This is a genomic window from Falsiroseomonas sp. E2-1-a4 (genome assembly GCF_051433165.1).
Classification (GTDB): Bacteria; Pseudomonadota; Alphaproteobacteria; order Acetobacterales; family Acetobacteraceae; genus Falsiroseomonas.
In genome coordinates this window covers 18,817-39,041 of record NZ_JBHMFS010000032.1, presented here as the reverse complement: position 1 = coordinate 39,041, position 20,225 = coordinate 18,817, and the positions used below count along the sequence as shown (strand labels likewise).

Below are 20,225 nucleotides of genomic sequence, written 5' to 3'. Positions count from 1 at the left end.
CGGCATCGCCGCGCAGCGCGGCCCACAATGGCGCCGCCCCTGCAACCCAACCTTCGCCAGGCCGCAATTTTTTCGACGTCGACTTGGCCTGTCTTTCTAGTCATCGCGGTTCCGACTGCCGCATCGGAGCCTGGCCTATCGATCCTGCGACTCGCCGGAAACGCACCTATTTCCTGCCGTTCCAGCGGTCCCGCCGGGCGCCCGCCCGGCACGGCCGGCCCACCTTCCGCGCCTGTTGACAGCGCGCCGCCGCGCCCCTATTCCCCGTTTCGCTGTTCGCGGGCGGGTGTAGCTCAGTTGGTTAGAGCGCCGGCCTGTCACGCCGGAGGTCGCGGGTTCGAGCCCCGTCACTCGCGCCACGCGAACAGGTTTCCTTATTTGATGACAGGGTCAGGGTGTGCACCATGCGGTGTACGCCCCAAATCCTGTTCTCGGCTTATGTGATGTCATCCCTGCCGGACATTGCCGCATGTCAACGCTTTCATCATGCGGAGGGCCTATGGCGGAGGAAGCGTGGCGGGGCTAATCTCCGCTGCGCTGCAACGCGATAGGGAAGGGCCTGCGGGATTGGCGCAGAAAGCCCTGTCTTGGCGCGCAGGTGGAACAGCAAGGGCGCCGTGTGGCACCCTGGACAGGCAAGGACAGCCGAGGCCCCATGACACAGCCGCTGCTGGCAGAGTATTTCCCGATCCTGGTGTTCCTCGGGATCGCCGCCGTCATTGCCAGCGCGATGGTGGGCGGCGCGCTTTTGGCTGCGAAGCAGAAGCCCTATGCCGAGAAGCTCTCGGCCTATGAGTGCGGCTTCGAGCCTTTCGACGATACGCGCCGGAAATTCGATGTGCGATTCTACCTGGTCGCCATCCTGTTCATCATCTTCGACCTGGAAGTGGCCTTCCTGTTCCCCTGGGCGGTGACGCTGGGTGAGATCGGCTGGTTCGGCTTCCTATCCATGATGGGCTTCCTTGGCGTGCTGACGGTCGGGTTCATCTATGAGTGGCGCAAGGGCGCGCTGGACTGGGAATAGGGGCGGGGCCGCAAGGCCCGGCCGCGATGAGGGGCCTCGGCCCTTCCGACAAGGGGCGCCGGCGGGGCGCCCGGAGAACAGCATGAGCGGTTCGGACAGCAATGCGATCGCCTGGAACCGGGAGGCTCTGCCCCCCGGCGCCCAGCAGGATTCGGTGGTGCGGGGCATCACTGGGGAGATCGAGGAAAAAGGCTTCGTCATCGCCAACCTGGACAAGGTGGTGAACTGGGCGCGGACGGGCAGCCTGTGGCCGATGACCTTCGGCCTGGCCTGCTGCGCGGTGCCGATGATCCACGCCTATATGGCGCGCTACGACCTTGACCGCTTCGGCATCATCCCGCGCGGGTCGCCGAGGCAGTCGGATGTGATGATCGTGGCCGGCACGCTGACCAACAAGATGGCCCCGGCACTCCGCAAGGTTTACGACCAGATGTCGGAGCCGCGTTGGGTCATCTCCATGGGCTCCTGCGCCAATGGCGGCGGGTATTACCACTACAGCTACTCCGTGGTGCGCGGCTGCGACCGGATCGTGCCGGTCGATGTCTATGTGCCGGGCTGCCCGCCGACGGCGGAGGCGCTGGTCTATGGGATCCTGCAATTGCAGAAAAAGATCCGCCGGACGGGGACCATCCTCCGTGGCTGACGCGCAGGAATTGCAGGCGCTGGGCGCCGCCATCGCCGAAGCCGCGGGTGCCGTGGTGGAGGAGGTGTTCGTGGAACGCGGGGCTGAGCTGGTGCTGCGCGCGCACCGCGATCAGATCGTGCCCCTGATGGGGCTGCTGCGCGACGATCCGCGCTTTGCCTTCGAACAGGTGATGGACATCTGCGGCATGGATTGGCCGGAGCGCGCGGAGCGTTTCGAGGTGGTCTACAATTTGCTCAGCCTGGCGCTGAACCAGCGGGTGCGCGTGCTGGTCTCGACCGATGAGGCGACGCCGGTGCCGAGCCTGATCAACGTCTGGCCCGCTGCCACCTGGTATGAGCGCGAAGCCTGGGACATGTACGGCATCGTCTTCGAGGGCCAGCCAGACCTGCGCCGCCTGCTGACCGATTACGGCTTCGAGGGGCATCCGCTGCGCAAGGACTTCCCGCTGACCGGCCATGTGCAGGTCCGCTACGACGAAACGCGCAAGCAGGTGGTGAATGAGCCTGTGGTGCTGACGCAGGATTTCCGGTCATTTGACTTCCTTAGCCCCTGGGAAGGCATGACCACGCTACCGGGCGATGAGAAGGTGCATCAGGTGCGTACCGAGCGCGGCCAGATCGAGGGGCCACAATCATGAGCACGGAACTCATCGCCGGCCTGCCGCAGATGGACGGGCCGAACGCTTCGCAGAAGCTGTTCGATGCCGAGACGCACACCATTAATTTCGGCCCGCAGCATCCGGCCGCGCATGGTGTGCTGCGCCTCATCCTGGAGATGAAGGGCGAGGTGGTGGAGCGCGCCGATCCGCATATCGGCCTGCTGCATCGCGGCACCGAGAAGCTGATCGAGTACAAGACCTATCTGCAGGCCATGCCGTACATGGACCGGCTGGATTACGTCTCGCCGATGTGCATGGAGCACAGCTTCGTCCTGGCGACGGAGCGGCTGCTGGGCATCGAGAATGACGTGCCGTTGCGGGCCAAGTGGATCCGCACGATGTTCGCGGAAATCACGCGAATCCTGAATCACTTGCTGAACGTCACGACCTACGCGCTCGACGTCGGCGCCATCACGCCCTCGCTCTGGGGCTTCGAGCAGCGCGAGCATCTGCTGGAATTCTACGAGCAGGTTGGTGGCTCGCATTACCACGTGAACTACTTCCGGGCCGGCGGCGTCGCGAAGGACCTGCCGGCGGGTCTGGAAGACCGGATCGGCGCTTGGTGCCTGCGCTTCCCGAAATTCCTCGATGAGCTTGAGGGGCTGCTGACGCAGAACCGCATCTTCAAGCAGCGCACCGTAGACATCGGTGTTATGACGGCGGAACAGGCGATGTCCTGGGGCTTCTCCGGGCCGTGCCTGCGCGCCTCCGGCTGCGCCTGGGACCTGCGGAAGTCGCAGCCCTATGAGATGTACGACCAGCTCGACTTCGAAATCCCCGTCGGCGTGCAGGGCGATTGCTACGATCGCTACCTGGTGCGGATGCAGGAAATGCGGCAGTCGCTGCGGATGGTCGAGCAGTGCCTCAACCATATCCGCCCCGGCCCGGTGAAGATCGCGGACCACAAGATCGTGCCGCCCTCCCGCGGCGAGATGAAGCGCTCGATGGAAAGCCTAATCCATCACTTCAAGCTCTACACCGAGGGCTACCACGTGCCCGCCGGCGCGACCTACACGGTGACCGAGGCGCCGAAGGGCGAGTTCGGCGTCTACATGGTGGCCGACGGCACCAACCGCCCCTATCGCTGCAAGATTCGCGCGCCCGGCTTCGCGCATCTGCAGGCGATGGAGGCGCTTTCGAAGGGGCACATGCTGGCGGATGCCGTTGCCATCATCGGCAGCCTCGATATCGTGTTCGGGGAGATCGACCGGTGAGCTTCGAACAGCCCACGCATTTCGCCTTCGACGAGTCGAGCGAAGCCGAGATCGGGACAATTCTCGCCAAGTATCCGGAGGCGAAGAAGGCGTCCGGCGTCATCCCGCTTCTCTATGTTGTGCAGCGCCAGATGGGCCGCAGCACGGGCAGCGCCTGGGTGCCGAAGGTGGCGATGGACGTGATCGCGGAGCGCCTCGGCATGGCGCCGATCCGGGTGTATGAGGTTGCGACCTTCTATTTCATGTTCAACATGAAGCCGATCGGCCGCCACCACCTCCAGCTCTGCGGAACCACGCCCTGCATGCTGCGCGGCTCGGATGACGTGATGCGGGCGTGCCATGACGCGGCGCATGTGCAGGTCGGGCAGACCTCTGCGGATGGGCTGTTCACGTTGACCGAGGTGGAATGCCTCGGCGCCTGCGTGAATGCGCCGGTGCTGCAGGTGGATGACGACTATTTCGAGGATCTCGATTACGACCGCACGGTCGCGCTGATCGAGGCGCTGAAGCGCGGCGAGCGTCCGACGCCTGGCAGCAGCATCGGTCGCCAGACCAGCGCGCCGGAAGGCGGGCCGCTGACGCTCGTCGATGTGCCCGGGGTTGTGGCAGGGGGGGGAGAATAGGCGATGGCACTCTCCGACAAGGACCGCATTTTTACCAACCTGTACGGCGTGCAGGATTGGCGGCTGCCGGCGGCGCAGATGCGCGGCAATTGGGACGGCACGGGCGGCATCCTCGCCAAGGGCCGTGACTGGATCATCGAGGAGATGAAATCCTCCGGTCTGCGCGGCCGTGGCGGCGCGGGATTCCCGACCGGCATGAAGTGGTCCTTCATGCCGAAGCAGGCGAGCGAACGGCCGCACTACCTGGTCGTGAACGCCGATGAATCAGAGCCCGGAACCTGCAAGGACCGCGACATTATCCGCCACGATCCGCACACGCTGATCGAGGGCTGCCTGATCGCCGGCTTCGCCATGGGCGCGCATGCCGGCTACATCTACATCCGTGGCGAATACTACAACGAAAGCCGCGTGTTGGATGCGGCGATCGACGAGGCCTACGCGGCCGGGCTGCTCGGCAAGAATGCGGCAGGGTCCGGCTGGGACTTCGACCTGTATGTGCATCGCGGCGCCGGCGCCTATATCTGCGGCGAAGAGACGGCGCTGATTGAATCGCTGGAGGGCAAGAAGGGCATGCCGCGGCTGAAGCCGCCATTCCCCGCCGCCGTCGGCCTTTATGGCTGCCCGACCACGGTGAACAACGTCGAAACCATCGCCGTGGTGCCGACCATCCTGCGCCGTGGCGCGGCGTGGTTCGCGGGCTTCGGTCGGCCAAAGAACTCCGGCACGAAAATCTTCTGCATCCAGGGGCATGTGAACAAGCCCTGCAACGTGGAAGAAGAGATGAGCATCCCGATGCGGGAGCTCATCGAGCGCCATGCCGGCGGCGTGCGCGGCGGCTGGGACAACCTGATGTGCGTGATCCCGGGTGGCTCATCGACACCGTTACTCCCAAAACACATCTGCGACGACGTGCTGATGGATTTCGATGCGCTGCGCGAGCACAAATCGGGCCTCGGCACGGCGGGCGTGATTGTCATGGACAAGTCCACCGACATCGTCCGCGCCATCGCCCGGCTGTCGCGCTTCTACAAGCATGAGAGCTGCGGCCAGTGCACGCCGTGCCGCGAGGGCATGGGCTGGGTCAGCCGCATGATGGACCGGATGGTGCAGGGCCGCGCGGAGATCGAGGAGATCGACGTGCTGGAAGAAGTGACCCGCCGCATCGAGGGTCACACGATCTGCGCGCTGGCCGATGGCGGCGTGTGGCCGGTGCAGGGGCTGATCCGGCACTACCGGCCGGTGATGGAAGAACGCATCGCCGCGTACAAGGCCGCGCACGCCGCGCCGTCCTTGCCGATGGCCGCGGAGTAGAACGATGGCGAAGGTCACGGTCGACGGGATCGAAGTCGAGGTCCCGAACGGCGCCACGGTGTTGCAGGCATGCGAGGCCGCGGGCAAGGAAATCCCGCGCTTCTGCTACCATGAGCGCCTGAGCGTCGCCGGCAATTGCCGCATGTGCCTTGTGGAAGTTGAGAAGGCGCCGAAGCCGGTTGCCTCCTGCGCCTATCCGGTGGCCGATGGCATGGTGGTGAAGACGGACAGCCCGGTGGTGCGCAATGCGCGCCGCGGAGTCATGGAATTCCTGCTGATCAACCACCCGCTGGATTGCCCGATCTGCGACCAGGGCGGCGAGTGCGATTTGCAGGACCAGGCGGTCGGCTACGGCATGGACCATAGTCGCTACCGCGAGGCGAAGCGGGCGGTGAAGGACAAGTATGTCGGCCCGCTGATCAAGACGATCATGACCCGCTGCATCCAATGCACGCGCTGCGTCCGCTTCGCGGCGGAAGTGGCCGGCGTGCCGGAACTGGGCGCGACGGGCCGTGGCGAGGCAATGGAGATTGGCACCTATGTCGAGAAGGCGCTGACCACGGAGCTTTCCGGCAACCTGATCGATATCTGCCCGGTCGGCGCGCTGACCTCGCGGCCCTATGCCTTCGTCGCGCGGCCCTGGGAGCTGCGGAAGACCGACAGCATCGACGTGCAGGACGCGACCGGCACCAACATCCGCATCGACACGCGCGGCCCGGAGGTTCTCCGCATCCTTCCTCGCATCAATGAGGAAGTGAACGAGGAATGGATGGCCGATCGCGGCCGCTTTTCCTTCGATGGCCTCAAGCGCAAGCGACTGGACCGGCCGTGGGTGCGCGTGAATGGCGGGCTGCGCCAGGCGAGCTGGCCGGAGGCATTTGCCGCGATTGCCGCGAAGCTCAAGGGTCTGCCAGGCGAGCGCATCGGCGCCATCGCGGGTGATCTGGTGGAAACGGAAAGCCTGTTCGCGCTCGGGGCGCTGATGGCGAAGCTCGGTTCCGAGAACCTTGATTGCCGCACGGATTTCGCGGCCATCGATGTGACGCGGCCGGATTTCTATCGCTTCAACACGACCATCGCCGGCATCGAGGAAGCGGATGCGCTGCTGATCATCGGCAGCAACCCGCGCACCGAGGCGCCGGTCATCAATACCCGCATCCGCAAGCGCTGGGTGGCCGGGCGCTTCCCGGTGGGCCGCATCGGCCCGGCCGGCATCGACCTGACCTACAGCCACGAACATCTGGGCGAGGGGCCTGACGCGATCCGCGCGCTGCTGGATGGCTCGCACCCCTTCATGGATGTGCTGAAGACCGCCAAGCGCCCGATGGTGCTGCTCGGCCGCGGGGCGCTGATGCGCGCTGACGGGCTGGCGGTGCTGGCCGCGGCCTGGGAGGTTGCGCGCCAGGCAGATGCGCTGCGCGAGGATTGGCACGGCTTCAACCTGCTGCACCTGTTCGGTGGCCAGGTCGGCGCGCTGGCACTGGGCTTCCTGCCTGGCGCGGGCGGCCAGGATATCGGCCAGATGCTGAGCGGCGGCGTCGATGCGCTGTGGCTGCTGGGCGCGGATGGCGTGGACCCCGCCACGATCCCGACCGAGACCTTCGTGATCTACCAGGGCCACCATGGCGAGCGTATTGCCGGCCGCGCCGATGTAATCCTGCCCGGTGCCGCCTATACCGAGAAGGACGGCACCTGGCTGAACACGGAAGGCCGCGTGCAGCGTGGGCATCTCGCTGTCTATCCGCCGGGCGAGGCGCGCGAGGATTGGCGCATCATCCGCGCGGCGAGCGAGGCGCTGGGCGCCACGTTGCCCTTCGACAGCTTGGGCGCGCTGCGCGAGACAATGGCGCTTTCGGAAGGGTTGGAACGCCGTTTCGCCGCGGACCCCACCGGCCCGGCCGGTGACCCGGCGGCGATGTCCGCTGCGCCCTTCGCGCTGCCGCTGGCGAATTACCACCAGGCAGACGTCATCGCCCGCGCCTCGGACGTGATGGCGCAATGCGCGGCGACCTATGCCGCGCCGATGCCGGTCGCGGCGGAGTAGGGACATGGACTCTTTCCTCGCCACCCCGGTCGGGGTGCTCGCGCTGACGGTCGCGCAGACCATGGCGCTGCTGGTGCCGTTGCTGCTGGGCGTCGCCTACCTCACCTGGGCAGAGCGCAAGATCCTGGGCGCCATGCAGATGCGGAAGGGGCCGAATGTCGTCGGCATCTTCGGCATGCTCCAGCCCTTCGCCGACGCCATCAAGATGCTGATGAAGGAAACCATCATTCCTTCCGGCGCGTCGCGCGCGCTATTTATCATGGCGCCGATGATCACCTTCATCCTGGCGATGCTGGGCTGGGCCGTGATCCCGGTGAATGACGGATGGGCGATCGCCGATATCAACGTTGGCATCCTGTACCTGTTCGCGATTTCCTCGCTCGGCGTCTATGGAATCATCATCGCTGGCTGGGCGTCCAATTCGAAATACGCCTTCCTCGGCGCGCTGCGATCCGCCGCGCAGATGGTCAGCTACGAAGTCTCCATGGGCTTCGTCATCGTCACCGTGCTGCTGTGTGTCGGCTCGCTGAACCTGTCGGAGATCGTGCGGGCGCAGGAGGGGATGTGGTTCATCTTCCCGCTGTTCCCGATGTTCGTCATCATGTTCATCAGCGCGCTCGCCGAGACCAACCGGTCCCCCTTCGACCTTCCGGAGGGTGAGTCCGAATTGGTGGCGGGGTTCTTCGTCGAATACTCGTCGATGTCCTTCGCGCTGTTCTTCCTCGGCGAATACGCGAACATGATCCTGATGAGCGCGCTCATCACCATCCTGTTCCTCGGCGGCTGGTACGGGCCCTTCGGGCTGCTGCCGGCGCTCGGGCCGCTGTGGTTCGTGCTGAAGATCTGCTTCTGCCTGTTCGTCTTCGTCTGGGTGCGCGCGACCTTCCCGCGCTATCGCTACGACCAGCTCATGCGGCTCGGCTGGAAGGTGTTCCTGCCCTTCAGCTTGGCCTGGTTGGTGCTGACCGCCTTCGTGCTGAAGATCTTCGGCTGGCTGCCGGGAGGAGTTTGATCCATGGCAACCCTCGATCGCGTCGCCCGTAGCCTGTTGCTGACCGAGTTGGTCGGCGGCATGGCGCTGACGCTGAAGCAGTTCTTCAGCCGCAAGGCGACCATCAACTACCCGCATGAAAAGGCGCCGCTTTCGCCGCGCTTCAAGGGTGAGCACGCGCTGCGCCGCTACCCGAACGGCGAGGAACGCTGCATCGCCTGCAAGCTGTGCGAGGCGATCTGCCCGGCCCAGGCCATCACCATCGAGGCCGAGCCGCGCGAGGATGGGTCCCGCCGCACCACGCGCTACGACATCGACATGACGAAGTGCATCTATTGCGGCATGTGCGAGGAAGCCTGCCCGGTGGATGCCATCGTCGAGGGTCCGAATTTGGAATTCGCAACCGAGACGCGGTCCGAGCTGATCTACGACAAGGACAGGCTGCTGGATAACGGCGATCGCTGGGAAGCGATACTCGCCCAGCGGCTCGCCCTCGACGCGCCGTATCGCTGAGGGGCCAGTCCATGATCGCCGCCATTTCCTTCTACCTGTTCGCCGCCGTGCTGATCGCCAGCGCGGTCATGGTGGTGACCAGTCGCAATCCCGTGCACTCCGTGCTGTTCCTGATCCTGGCCTTCTTCAACGCCGCGGCGCTGTTCCTGTTGGCCGGCGCCGAGTTTCTGGCGATGATCCTGGTCATCGTCTATGTCGGCGCCGTCGCGGTTCTGTTCCTGTTCGTCGTGATGATGCTGGACGTGGATTTCTCCGCGGTGCGCGAAGGCTTCCAGCGCTACGCGCCGATCGGCGGCGCCATCGGCCTGGTGCTGTTCGCGGAGCTGATTTTCGTCTTCAGCAGTTGGACCTTCGCAGAGGACTCCGCCGGGCTGCGGCTGAACCCGATGACCCCGGGCGTGGACAACACCCGTGAAATTGGTCGCATCCTCTACACGGACCATGTCTGGCTGTTCCAGCTTTCCGGGTTGATCCTGCTGGTCGCGATGATCGGCGCCATCGTGCTGACGCTGCGCAACAAGCCGGTGGCGAAGCGCCAGAATGTCGGCGAGCAGGTCTCGCGCATGGGCAGCGTCAATCTGCGCCAGGTGCGCAGCGGCGCGGGCCTCGGGGAACTGGGCATCGAAAGGCCGCCGGTCGAGGCGCCGCCTGAGCCCAAGCGCGTCGAACACCAGGGCGGAGGGCACCACTGATGCTGGCCATCGGCCTTGCCCACTACCTGACGGTGGGCGCGATCCTGTTCGTGCTGGGCATCCTCGGCATCTTCCTGAACCGGAAGAACATCATCGTCATCCTGATGTCGGTGGAGCTGATCCTGCTTTCGGTAAACCTCAACCTGGTCGCCTTTTCGGCGCAGTTGGGGGATCTCACCGGCCAGATCTTCGCGATGTTCATCCTGACGGTCGCGGCGGCGGAGGCGGCCATCGGGCTTGCCATCGTCGTCATCCACTTCCGCAACCGCGGTACGATCGAGGTGGACGACGTGTCCACCCTGAGGGGCTGAGCCCATGTATGTCGGCGCCATTTTCTTCCCGCTGCTCGGGGCCTGCATTGCGGGCTTCTTCGGCCGCTGGCTCGGCGACAAGATCTCCCAGTGGGTGACGGTGGCCTTCATGGCCGCGGCGGCGCTCTGCGGCATCCTGGCCTTCATCGATGTCGCGCTCGGCAGCGCGCCGGGTGTCGTGCCGCTGTTCACCTTCATCGATGTCGGCGGCTTCACCGTCGAATGGGCGCTGCGGTATGACACGCTGAGCGTGGTGATGGTGGCGATGGTCACCTTCATCTCGACGCTCATCCACCTCTACTCCGTCGGCTACATGTCGCATGACGCGACCATTCCGCGCTTCTTCGCCTACCTGTCGCTGTTCACCTTCATGATGCTCATGCTGGTGACGGCCGATAACCTGGTGCAGTTGTTCTTCGGCTGGGAAGGCGTTGGCCTCGCGAGCTATCTGCTGATCGGATATTGGTACGAGAAGGAAAGTGCCAACCGTGCGGCGATGAAGGCCTTCATCGTGAACCGCGTGGGCGATGTGTTCTTCATGCTCGGCCTGGCGCTGACCTTCTGGACCTTCCAGTCCGTGGAGTTCGAGACGATTTTCGCCGGTGTGGATGCCGCGCGCACCGCCACCTTCCTCGGGATGCCGTCGCTGGAAGTGATTGCGCTGCTGCTGTTCCTCGGCGCCTGCGGCAAGTCGGCGCAGATCGGCCTGCACACCTGGCTGCCGGATGCGATGGAGGGGCCGACGCCGGTCTCCGCGCTGATCCATGCGGCGACCATGGTGACGGCCGGCGTGTTCCTGATGTGCCGCATGTCGCCGGTGCTGGAATATGCGCCGACGACGCTGACCACCATCACCATCGTCGGCGCCACCACGGCAATCTTCGCAGCGACGATCGGCTGCGTGCAGAACGACATCAAGCGCATCATCGCCTATTCGACCTGCTCGCAGCTCGGTTACATGTTTTTCGCGGTCGGCGTCGGCGCCTATCAGGCGGCGATGTTCCACCTTTTCACGCACGCCTTCTTCAAGGCGCTGCTGTTCCTGGGCGCCGGCAGCGTGATTCATGCCATGTCGGACGAGCAGGACATCCGCCGCATGGGCGGCATCTGGAAGAAGATCCCGCTGACCTACACGCTGATGTGGATCGGATCGCTGGCGCTGGCGGGCGTGCCGTATTTTGCGGGCTACTACTCGAAGGACATGGTGCTCGAAGTGGCCTATGCCGCGCATAGCGGGGCGGGCAACTACGCCTTCGCCATGGGCCTGCTGGCCGCCTTCCTGACTGCCTTCTACTCCTGGCGCCTGATCATCCTGACCTTCCATGGCAAGCCGCGGGCGGATCAGCACACGATGGATCACGTGCATGAAAGCCCGTGGACCATGCTGGTGCCGCTGCTGGCGCTTTCGGTGGGTGCGGTGCTGACCGGCTATCATTTCTACGATCTGTTCGTCGGCTACCATCAGGTGCATTTCTGGAACGGCGCGATCTTCACCGCCACCGGCAACCAGATCCTGGAAGCCGCGCATCACGTGCCGGAATGGGTGCCGCTGGCGCCGACGGTGGTCGGGCTGTCCGGCATTTTCCTGGCCTATGTGATGTACATGTTCGTGCCGAAGCTGCCGGCCATGCTGGCGAATGCGCTGCCGGGCGTGCACCGCTTCCTGCTGAACAAGTGGTACTTCGATGAGTTGTACGACGCGATCTTCGTGCGGCCGACGCAGTACCTGGCGCGGGCTCTGTGGAAGACCGGTGACATGCGGCTGATCGACGGTATCCCCAATGGCGCGGCCGCCGCGGCGGTCTCCGTCGCCGGTGGCGCGGTGCGGCTGCAATCCGGGCGTGTCGCTAGCTACGCCTTCACCATGATCATCGGATTGGTGCTCTTCGTGACCCTCCTTCTGGTCGGGATGCCCCGATGAACGCCGCCGGCTTTCCCATCCTCAGCCTCGTCACCTTCCTGCCGCTGGCGGGTGCGCTGGTCATCATGCTGGTGCGCGGCGAGGAGGCGGTGGTCGCCCGCAATGCGCGCTGGACGGCGCTGTGGGCCAGCCTGATCACGCTGGCGCTGTCGCTGCTGCTGTGGACCGGCTTCGACCAGACGACGGCGGATTTCCAGTTCGTGGAGCGGGCCGAATGGCTGCCCGAATTCGGTGTCGGCTACCACATGGGCGTGGACGGCATCTCCGTGCTGTTCATCCTGCTGTCCACCATCCTGACGCCGCTCTGCATCCTGGCATCGTGGGAGAGCATCACCACCCGCGTGCGCGAATACATGGTCGCCTTCCTGGTGCTGGAAGCGATGATGATCGGCATGTTCGCCGCGCTGGACTTCGTGCTGTTCTACATCTTCTTCGAAGCCGTGCTGATCCCGATGTTCCTCATCATCGGCATCTGGGGCGGCGGTCGGCGGGTTTATGCCGCGCTGAAGTTCTTTCTCTACACGCTGGCGGGCAGCCTGCTGATGCTGCTGGCGATCCTGGCCATCTGGTACCAGGTCGGCACCACCGACATCCCGACCCTGATGCAGACGACCTTCACGCCGCGGATGCAGTTCTGGCTGTTCCTGGCCTTCTTCGCCTCCTTCGCCGTGAAGGTGCCGATGTGGCCGGTGCACACCTGGCTGCCGGATGCCCACGTGGAGGCGCCGACCGCCGGTTCCGTCATCCTGGCCGGCGTGCTGCTGAAGATGGGCGCCTATGGCTTCCTGCGCTTCTCCCTGCCGTTGCTGCCACAGGCTTCGGCGGACTTCGCGCCGCTAATCTTCGCGCTGTCCATCATCGCGGTGATCTACACCAGCCTTGTGGCCCTGGCGCAGGAGGATATGAAGAAGCTGATCGCCTATTCCTCCATCGCGCATATGGGCATCGTCACGCTCGGCATCTTCACCTTCACGGCGCAGGGCCTCTCGGGCGCGTTGTTCACCATGCTGAGCCATGGCGTCGTCTCCGGCGCGCTCTTCCTCTGCGTCGGCGTGCTGTATGACCGCGTGCATTCGCGGGAAATCGCGCGCTATGGCGGCGTGGCGAAGGTGATGCCGGCCTATGCGTTGGTCTTCATGGTCTTCACCATGGCCTCCGTCGCGCTGCCCGGCCTCGCCGGTTTCCCGGGTGAGCTGCTGGTGATTGTCGGCGCCTTCAAGGTGAACCCCTGGGTCGCGCTCGGCGCCTGCATGGGCATGATCCTGGGCGCCGCCTATGCGCTGTACCTCTACCGGCGCGTCATCTTCGGCAAGATCGTGCGGGAGGATCTGAAGACGCTGCTGGATCTCAGCCCGCGCGAATACGCCACCTTCGCGCCGTTGATCCTGCTGACCATCTGGATGGGGGTCTATCCCTCCTCCTTCCTCAACTTCTTCGAGGCGACCGTGGCCGCGTTGGTCGCGCGCCATGAAGCCGCCCTCGGCGCCGCGCGATTGGCTGGGATGTGATGAGCCCGATGAACTGGACCCTTGCCACGCCGGAGATCTTCCTCGGCATCGCCGGCCTGCTGATCCTGGTCGGCGGCGTGATCCCGAAGAAGGAGACCTTCTTCCCCGTCTCCATGGCCGTGATCGGCGCCTTCGTGGTAACCGCGGTGCTGGTGCTGGGGCAGGGGGAGGGCACCGCCTTCCTCGGCCAGTATGTCTCGGACGCCTTCAGCCGCTTCGCCAAGGTGTTGATCCTGCTCGGCGCCGCGCTCAGCCTGGTGCTGGCGCTGGACTTCAATGAGAAGGCGGGCATCGGGCGCTTCGAATACGCCGTGCTGATGCTGTTCGCGACGATGGGCATGCTGGTCATGGTTTCGGCCAATGACCTGATGTCGCTTTATATCGGGCTCGAGCTGCTGTCGCTCTCGCTGTATGTCATCGCCGCCTTCGACCGCGACAATCCCCGCAGCGCCGAGGCCGGCCTGAAGTATTTCGTGCTCGGCGCGCTGGCTTCCGGCCTGCTGCTGTATGGCTCGTCTTTGGTTTATGGTTTCGCCGGCAGCACCAATTTCGACCGTCTGGCGGATGCGCTGGCGGGCGGCACGGCAAGCCTCGGGCTGGTGGTCGGCCTCGTCTTCGTCCTGGCCGGGCTGTGCTTCAAGATCTCGGCGGTGCCGTTCCACATGTGGACGCCGGATGTGTATGAGGGCGCGCCGACGCCCGTCACCGCCTTCTTCGCCACGGCGCCCAAGGTGGCCGCCATCGCGCTGCTGATGCGCGTGCTGGCCGGGCCGTTCGGGGATATGGCGGCGCAGTGGTCGCAGGTGATCTGGGTGGCCTCGGTCGGCTCCATGCTGCTCGGTGCCTTCGCCGCGATCGGGCAGCGCAACATCAAGCGGCTGATGGCCTATTCCTCCATCGGCCATGTCGGCTACGCGCTGATGGGCCTGGCGGTGGCCAGCGACATCGGCTTCCGCGGCGTGCTGGTTTACATGGCGATCTACATGGTGACCTCGATCGGCACCTTCGCCGTGCTGGTCGCCATGCGCCGCGACGGCCGGTCGCTGGAACAGGTGGACGATCTGGCCGGCATCGGCCGCACGGACCCGGCCATGGCGATGTGGATGGCGGTGTTCATGTTCTCCATGGCCGGCATCCCGCCGCTCGCCGGCTTCTTCGGCAAGCTTTACGTGTTTCTGGCGGCTGTACAGGGCGGCTATTGGGTGCTGGCGGCGGTAGGCATCGGCACTTCCGTCGTCGCCACCTACTATTACCTGCGCATCGTGAAGGTGATGTACTTCGATGCCGGCACGGCGCCGCTGGATGCACGTCCGGCCGGTCTCACCATGGTGATGACGGCGACCGGCGTGCTCACCGTGCTGTTCTTCCTGTTTCCGGCACCGATCATCGCCGCGGCGCAGGTCGCGGTCGCGGCCATCGCTGGATGAGGTTGTGAGCCAACCGGCCGCGCCGCCGCCCGGCTGGCGGCTGCGTATCGAAGACAGCCTTCCTTCGACCAATGACCTGTTGCAGCGCCTGGCCGTGGCCGGCGAGCCGGAGGGCCTCGCCATTCTGGCCCGCCAGCAGAGCGGCGGGCGGGGCCGGGATGGCCGGGTCTGGTCCAGCCCGCCCGGCAATCTCTATTTCTCCCTCCTGCTGCGGCCGGGTGGGCCAGTACGGGATGCTGGGCGTTGGGCTCTGGTCGCGGGACTGGCGATGATCGAGGGTCTGGCCCCCTTCGCCGCGGATCCGGCAACGCTGCGCCTGAAATGGCCGAATGACGTGCTGATGGGGGACGCCAAGCTCGCCGGCGTGCTGTGCGAAAGCGCGGCAACCCCGGATGGCCGGCTCGACTGGTTCATCATGGGCATCGGCGCCAACCTCGCCGCCCCGCCGGATTTGCCGGACCGGGCGACCGCGGGCCTCGGCGCCATCCCCCCGGAATCGGTGGCCTGTGCCATGCTGCTGGCGCTGGAGCGGCTGCGGGCGCTGTGGCGCGCCGAGGGCTTTGGCGCGATCCGCACCGCCTGGATGGCGCGCGGGCCGGCGATGCAGTCGCCGCTGACCTTGCGCGGGGGCCGTTCCGGCCATTACGCCGGCCTGGCCGAGGATGGCAGCCTGTTGCTGGCCACCGAGGGCCGCGTTCATGCTGTGGCGACCGGCGAAGTCGCTTACCGGGAGGCAGGCTGAAAATCATGCTGCTGGCAGTGGATGCGGGCAACACCAATGTCGTCTTCGCCGTGCATGACGGCAAAGAATGGCGCGGCCGCTGGCGCATCCGTACGGATGCGGAGCGGACCTCGGACGAATACGCCGTCTGGCTGCTGACCCTGTTGCAGCATTCCGGCCTGAAGCCAGCTGACATCACGCGCTGCGTCATCGGCACGGTCGTGCCGGCCGCGTTGTACAATCTGCGCCGTCTGTCCCGCGAATGGTTTGAATGCGAGCCGCTGATCGCCCGCGCCCATCTGGACTGGGGCTTCGACATCCGGGTGGACGCGCCGCATGAGGTGGGGGCGGACCGGCTGCTGAACGCGCTCGCCGCCCACCAATCCTATGGCGGCCCCTTGATCGTGATCGATTTTGGCACCGCCACCACCTTCGATGTCGTGGGCAAGGATGGCGCCTATCTCGGTGGTGTGATCGCGCCCGGCATCAACCTGTCCATTGAGGCGCTGCACCGCGCCGCCGCCCGGCTGCCGCGCATCGGAATCGGCCGGCCGCAGGCGGTGGTCGGGCGGAATACGGTGGCGGCAATGCAATCGGGCATCTATTGGGGGTATGTTGGGCTGATCGAGGGGATCATCGCCCGAATCCGGGCGGAGCAGGAGGAACATCCGGTCGGCAATCTGAAGGTCATCGCCACCGGTGGTCTGGCCCCGCTATTCGCGGAGGGCACCACGGTGATCGAAACGACCGACCAGGATACAACCTTGGATGGTCTTCGCCTGTTGGCGAGCCGCAACCCCGCACCCATCTTCACAAGAACCGCGCGACGCGACGACCCCTGAGCCGAACCCTTCCCCAGGCGCCTGATGGCGACGGGACAGCGGCGGCCGGGCTTCGCGAAGCGCCCCGATACGACGAACGCTGCATAAGACTGGAACAAGAAGAATGACTGGTGACCTGGCCTTCATCCCGCTCGGCGGGACGGGGGAAATCGGACTCAACTTCAACGTCTACCGCTGTGATGGGGCCCTTCTGGCGGTGGATCTCGGCCTTGGCTTCGGCGGATCGGAGCATCCGGAAGTCGAGGTCATGGTGCCCGATCCGTCCTGGCTTGCCGAGCGACGGGACAAGCTGGTGGGGCTGGTGATCACCCACGCGCATGAGGACCATGTGGGCGCGGTTGCCCATATCTGGCCGAAGCTGCGCTGTCCGATCTATGCCAGCCCCTTCACCGCCTCCGTCCTCCGCCGCAAGCTGGGTGAGGCCGGCTTGCTGCAGCAGGCAGAGATCAACGTGATCCCGCTCGGCGGTCGCTGGAAGCTGGCGCCCTTCGACCTGGAGTTTCTCCGCGTCGCGCACTCGATCGTCGAGCCGCAGGCGCTGGCGATCCGCACGAAGCACGGCACCATCCTGCATACCGGCGACTGGAAGCTGGACCCCAACCCGCTGATCGGCCCGCCGACGGATGAGGCCGCCTTTGGGCGGCTTGGCGACGAAGGCGTGCTGGCGATGGTCTGCGACAGCACCAACGCCATGGTCGAGGGCCATTCGGGCAGCGAGGCCGATGTGCGCCGTAACCTGGCGGCGCTGATCAAGGGGCTGAAGGGCCGCGTTGCCGTATCCTGCTTCTCCACCAATCTGGCACGCATCGAATCCATCGCGCTCGCCGGCCGGGCGGCGGGGCGGGAGGTGGCGTTGTTCGGGCGCTCGCTCCGCAATGCCGATGCCTCGGCCCGCGAATGCGGCTATCTGCGCTCCATCCCGCCCTTCCTGTCGGAGGATGAGGCGGAGGATGTGCCGGACAACAAGCTGCTGGTGATCTGCACCGGGAGCCAGGGTGAGCCGCGCTCCGCACTGACCAAGATTGCCGCCGACACCCACCCTCATATCTCGCTGGGGGAGGGGGATTGCGTGATCTATTCCTCCCGCATGATCCCGGGCAATGAGCGCGCCATCCTGCGGGTGCAGGACGAATTCTCCCGCGCCGGGGTCAAGGTGATGACGGCGGATGACCACATGGTCCACGTCTCCGGCCACCCGGCGCGGGATGAGCTGAAGCGCCTGTACCAGCTGGTCCGCCCGAAATATGCGGTGCCCGTACACGGCGAATGGCGCCACATGAACGAGCACGCCAACCTGGCCGAGACGCTGGGTGCCATCGCCTATGTGATCGAGGACGGCGACGTGCTGCGCTTTGCCCCTGGCAAGCCGGATGTGGTGGAAAGCGTGCCGGTTGGCCGCCTGGCGATCGACGGCGACCGCCTGCTGCGGCTGGATGGCGATGTGCTGGCGGCGCGAAAGAAGATGCTGATGAACGGCGTCATCGTCGCCTCCTTCGTCGTGGATGGGGCCGGCAAGGTGCTTGGCAAGCCGCAGATCTCGGCGCCCGGCCTGTTCGACGAGACGGGCGAGGAATCGGGGCAGATCGCCGCCGATCTGGCCCGGGCTGTGACCGACATGCCGGGCAACCTGAAGCGTGAGGACGGGCTGCTGCGGGAAGCCGCGCGGACCGCGGTGCGGAAGGCTGTGGGGCGGCGCCTGCGCAAACGCCCCTCGGTCGAGGTCCATCTGATGCGGGTGTGAGGGTCACATGACCTGGTTCATTGGCGTCATCGTCTACGCGCTGTTGTGGTGGACGGCGCTGTTCATCGTGCTGCCCATCGGCACAAAGCCGGTGGATGTGGCGCCGGAGGATGGCGGCTGGCGCGGTGCGCCCGAGAAGCCCTTGCTGCTGCGCAAGGTGATCGGCACCACGGTGCTGGCCGCCGTGCTGTGGGTGGGCGTCTTCGCGATCATGGAAAGCGGCTGGGTCAGCTTCCGCGACGGCTGGTGGGCCTATACCGGCCCGGGCAGCTCCGCGATCCTGCCGGGACGCCCTGCACAAAATTAAGGCGGCAAACTCGCCTCCCCGCGAGTGCCGCCTCATAAAACGCCAGTTTGGATTTGGAAGCCTGTTTTTTGGCTTCCCACAGCGGCGTTTGCTGTTGTGCCGCTTAAGTGCCGAGGCCAATCTAGGTTCCAGAGGGAGGTTGATCCTCTCTCTGCCGTGTGACTGGCGTTTCCTCCCGAAACTCGGGCCGTACCCTCACGGGTGCGGCCCTTCTTTTTTACCCGGTCGCGATCGGGTTGCAAGCGTTTTCTTAACGACCGAAGCTTTTTTCCGCTCTTTCCTTACTCGGATGCTGGGGGTCGGCGTATTTTTATTGCTGCGGTGCAGCACCGCGCCGGCGAACCTGGAAAGCTGGCCCGCGCGCCCTGGCGCCAGGGCGGGCCGGGCACTAGTTTGCCCCATCCGATCTCTTTGAGGAGCCGCGTCTTGCGCCTCTCCCGTGCGTTCTTGCCGACCCTGAAGGAAACCCCGGCCGAGGCGACCATCGCCTCGCACCGCCTCATGCTGCGCGCCGGGCTGGTGCGGCAGACCTCCGCCGGCATCTATGCTTGGCTGCCGCTGGGCTGGCGCGTGCTGCAGAAGATCGAGCAGATCGTGCGGGAGGAGCAGGACCGCGCCGGCGCGCAGGAAATCCTGATGCCGACCATCCAATCCGCCGAGCTCTGGCGCCAATCCGGTCGCTACGATGCCTATGGGCCGGAGATGCTGCGCCTGAAGGACCGGCATGAGCGGGAGATGCTGTTCGGCCCGACCAACGAGGAAATGGTCACCGACATTTTTCGCGGATTTGCCAAGAGCTACCGCGACCTGCCGCGCAACCTGTACCACATCCAGTGGAAGTTCCGGGACGAGGTGCGGCCGCGCTTCGGCGTGATGCGCGGCCGCGAATTCCTGATGAAGGATGCCTATTCCTTCGACGTCACCAAGGAAGGCGCGCAGCACAGTTACCGCCAGATGTTCCTGGCCTATCTGCGCACCTTTGCCCGCATGGGGCTGAAGGCGGTGCCGATGCGCGCCGATACCGGCCCGATCGGCGGCAACCTGAGCCACGAATTCATCATCCTGGCCGAGACGGGCGAATCCCAGGTTTTCGTCAGCCAGGACCTGCTGGACCTCGATGCCCTGGCCGATGCGCCGGATTACGGCGCGGACCTCGCGCCGGCCGTGGACGCCTGGACCAGCCACTACGCCGCGACCGAGGAAATGCACGACCCCGTCGCCTGGGAACAGGTGCGGGAAGCCAAGCGCGTCTCCGCGCGCGGCATCGAAGTCGGCCACATCTTCTATTTCGGCACGAAGTACTCCGCGAGCATGGGCCTGTCCGTGCAGGGCTCCGATGGCAAGCCGGTGGTGCCGGAGATGGGCAGCTACGGCATCGGCGTCTCCCGCCTGGTCGGCGCCACCATCGAGGCCAACCACGACGAGGCCGGCATCAAATGGCCGGATGCCGTCGCGCCCTTCAAGGCGGTGGTGATCAACCTGAAGCAGGGCGACGCCGCCTGCGATGCGCTGAGCGAGCGCATGTACGCCGCCATCCCCGAGGCGCTGTATGACGACCGCACCGAACGTGCCGGTCCGAAATTCGCCGATGCCGACCTGATGGGCCATCCCTGGCAGGTCGTGATCGGCCCGCGCGGCGCCGCCAATGGCGTGGTCGAACTGAAGCGCCGCGCCACGGGGGAGAAGATGGAAGTCTCGCCCGAGGACGCACTCGCGAAAATCCTCGGCTGA

Annotated in this window: 19 protein-coding genes and 1 tRNA gene; all 20 read left to right on the top strand. The window is 65.6% G+C overall.

Annotation, left to right across the window (positions count from 1 at the left end; genetic code table 11):
- The first annotated feature begins 282 nt into the window (after positions 1 to 282).
- Positions 283 to 359 (top strand) — tRNA-Asp (locus ACFHNC_RS22995).
- A 296-nt stretch (positions 360 to 655) separates the two neighbouring features.
- The gene (locus ACFHNC_RS22990) at positions 656 to 1,024 is read left to right on the top strand and encodes an NADH-quinone oxidoreductase subunit A (protein ID WP_305672488.1); all 369 of its coding nucleotides are present in this window, start codon (positions 656 to 658) and stop codon (positions 1,022 to 1,024) included.
- A gap of 82 nt (positions 1,025 to 1,106) precedes the next feature.
- Positions 1,107 to 1,667: a NuoB/complex I 20 kDa subunit family protein gene (locus tag ACFHNC_RS22985; protein WP_304815911.1), complete on the top strand. Its 561-nt coding sequence runs from the start codon at positions 1,107 to 1,109 to the stop codon at positions 1,665 to 1,667.
- Entirely contained in the window at positions 1,660 to 2,307 is a 648-nt protein-coding gene (locus tag ACFHNC_RS22980) for an NADH-quinone oxidoreductase subunit C (RefSeq protein ID WP_437171578.1), read from the top strand. The genes ACFHNC_RS22985 and ACFHNC_RS22980 overlap by 8 nt, the downstream gene beginning before the upstream one ends.
- A gap of 29 nt (positions 2,308 to 2,336) precedes the next feature.
- Positions 2,337 to 3,542 (top strand): NADH-quinone oxidoreductase subunit D, encoded by a 1,206-nt coding sequence (locus ACFHNC_RS22975; protein ID WP_437171579.1) that lies wholly within the window; start codon positions 2,337 to 2,339, stop codon positions 3,540 to 3,542.
- Positions 3,539 to 4,165: a complex I 24 kDa subunit family protein gene (locus ACFHNC_RS22970; protein ID WP_437171577.1), complete on the top strand. Its 627-nt coding sequence runs from the start codon at positions 3,539 to 3,541 to the stop codon at positions 4,163 to 4,165. The genes ACFHNC_RS22975 and ACFHNC_RS22970 overlap by 4 nt, the downstream gene beginning before the upstream one ends.
- A gap of 3 nt (positions 4,166 to 4,168) precedes the next feature.
- Positions 4,169 to 5,476, top strand: coding sequence for an NADH-quinone oxidoreductase subunit NuoF (nuoF, locus tag ACFHNC_RS22965; protein ID WP_437171576.1), 1,308 nt, complete (start codon positions 4,169 to 4,171; stop codon positions 5,474 to 5,476).
- Between the two features lie 4 nt (positions 5,477 to 5,480).
- On the top strand, positions 5,481 to 7,520 hold the full coding sequence (nuoG, locus tag ACFHNC_RS22960) for an NADH-quinone oxidoreductase subunit NuoG (protein ID WP_437171575.1): 2,040 nt from the start codon (positions 5,481 to 5,483) through the stop codon (positions 7,518 to 7,520).
- A gap of 4 nt (positions 7,521 to 7,524) precedes the next feature.
- On the top strand, positions 7,525 to 8,532 hold the full coding sequence (gene nuoH, locus ACFHNC_RS22955; protein WP_437171574.1) for an NADH-quinone oxidoreductase subunit NuoH: 1,008 nt from the start codon (positions 7,525 to 7,527) through the stop codon (positions 8,530 to 8,532).
- Between the two features lie 3 nt (positions 8,533 to 8,535).
- Positions 8,536 to 9,024: an NADH-quinone oxidoreductase subunit NuoI gene (gene nuoI, locus ACFHNC_RS22950; protein ID WP_437171573.1), complete on the top strand. Its 489-nt coding sequence runs from the start codon at positions 8,536 to 8,538 to the stop codon at positions 9,022 to 9,024.
- 11 nt (positions 9,025 to 9,035) lie between these two features.
- Positions 9,036 to 9,716, top strand: coding sequence for an NADH-quinone oxidoreductase subunit J (locus tag ACFHNC_RS22945; protein WP_437171572.1), 681 nt, complete (start codon positions 9,036 to 9,038; stop codon positions 9,714 to 9,716).
- On the top strand, positions 9,716 to 10,027 hold the full coding sequence (gene nuoK, locus ACFHNC_RS22940; RefSeq protein ID WP_430670973.1) for an NADH-quinone oxidoreductase subunit NuoK: 312 nt from the start codon (positions 9,716 to 9,718) through the stop codon (positions 10,025 to 10,027). The genes ACFHNC_RS22945 and nuoK overlap by 1 nt, the downstream gene beginning before the upstream one ends.
- 4 nt (positions 10,028 to 10,031) lie before the next feature.
- The gene (nuoL, locus tag ACFHNC_RS22935; protein ID WP_437171571.1) at positions 10,032 to 11,948 is read left to right on the top strand and encodes an NADH-quinone oxidoreductase subunit L; all 1,917 of its coding nucleotides are present in this window, start codon (positions 10,032 to 10,034) and stop codon (positions 11,946 to 11,948) included.
- On the top strand, positions 11,945 to 13,456 hold the full coding sequence (locus ACFHNC_RS22930) for an NADH-quinone oxidoreductase subunit M (RefSeq protein WP_437171570.1): 1,512 nt from the start codon (positions 11,945 to 11,947) through the stop codon (positions 13,454 to 13,456). Before nuoL ends, ACFHNC_RS22930 begins: the two co-directional genes overlap by 4 nt.
- An 8-nt stretch (positions 13,457 to 13,464) precedes the next feature.
- Positions 13,465 to 14,883 (top strand): NADH-quinone oxidoreductase subunit NuoN, encoded by a 1,419-nt coding sequence (nuoN, locus tag ACFHNC_RS22925; RefSeq protein WP_437171569.1) that lies wholly within the window; start codon positions 13,465 to 13,467, stop codon positions 14,881 to 14,883.
- Between the two features lie 4 nt (positions 14,884 to 14,887).
- The gene (locus ACFHNC_RS22920; protein WP_437171568.1) at positions 14,888 to 15,625 is read left to right on the top strand and encodes a biotin--[acetyl-CoA-carboxylase] ligase; all 738 of its coding nucleotides are present in this window, start codon (positions 14,888 to 14,890) and stop codon (positions 15,623 to 15,625) included.
- Positions 15,626 to 15,630: 5 nt separating this feature from the next.
- The gene (locus ACFHNC_RS22915; protein ID WP_437171567.1) at positions 15,631 to 16,446 is read left to right on the top strand and encodes a type III pantothenate kinase; all 816 of its coding nucleotides are present in this window, start codon (positions 15,631 to 15,633) and stop codon (positions 16,444 to 16,446) included.
- 103 nt (positions 16,447 to 16,549) lie between these two features.
- Positions 16,550 to 18,187, top strand: coding sequence for a ribonuclease J (locus ACFHNC_RS22910; protein ID WP_437171566.1), 1,638 nt, complete (start codon positions 16,550 to 16,552; stop codon positions 18,185 to 18,187).
- Positions 18,188 to 18,194: 7 nt separating this feature from the next.
- Positions 18,195 to 18,494: a DUF1467 family protein gene (locus ACFHNC_RS22905; protein ID WP_437171565.1), complete on the top strand. Its 300-nt coding sequence runs from the start codon at positions 18,195 to 18,197 to the stop codon at positions 18,492 to 18,494.
- Positions 18,495 to 18,920: 426 nt separating this feature from the next.
- Positions 18,921 to 20,225 (top strand): proline--tRNA ligase, encoded by a 1,305-nt coding sequence (proS, locus tag ACFHNC_RS22900; protein WP_437171564.1) that lies wholly within the window; start codon positions 18,921 to 18,923, stop codon positions 20,223 to 20,225.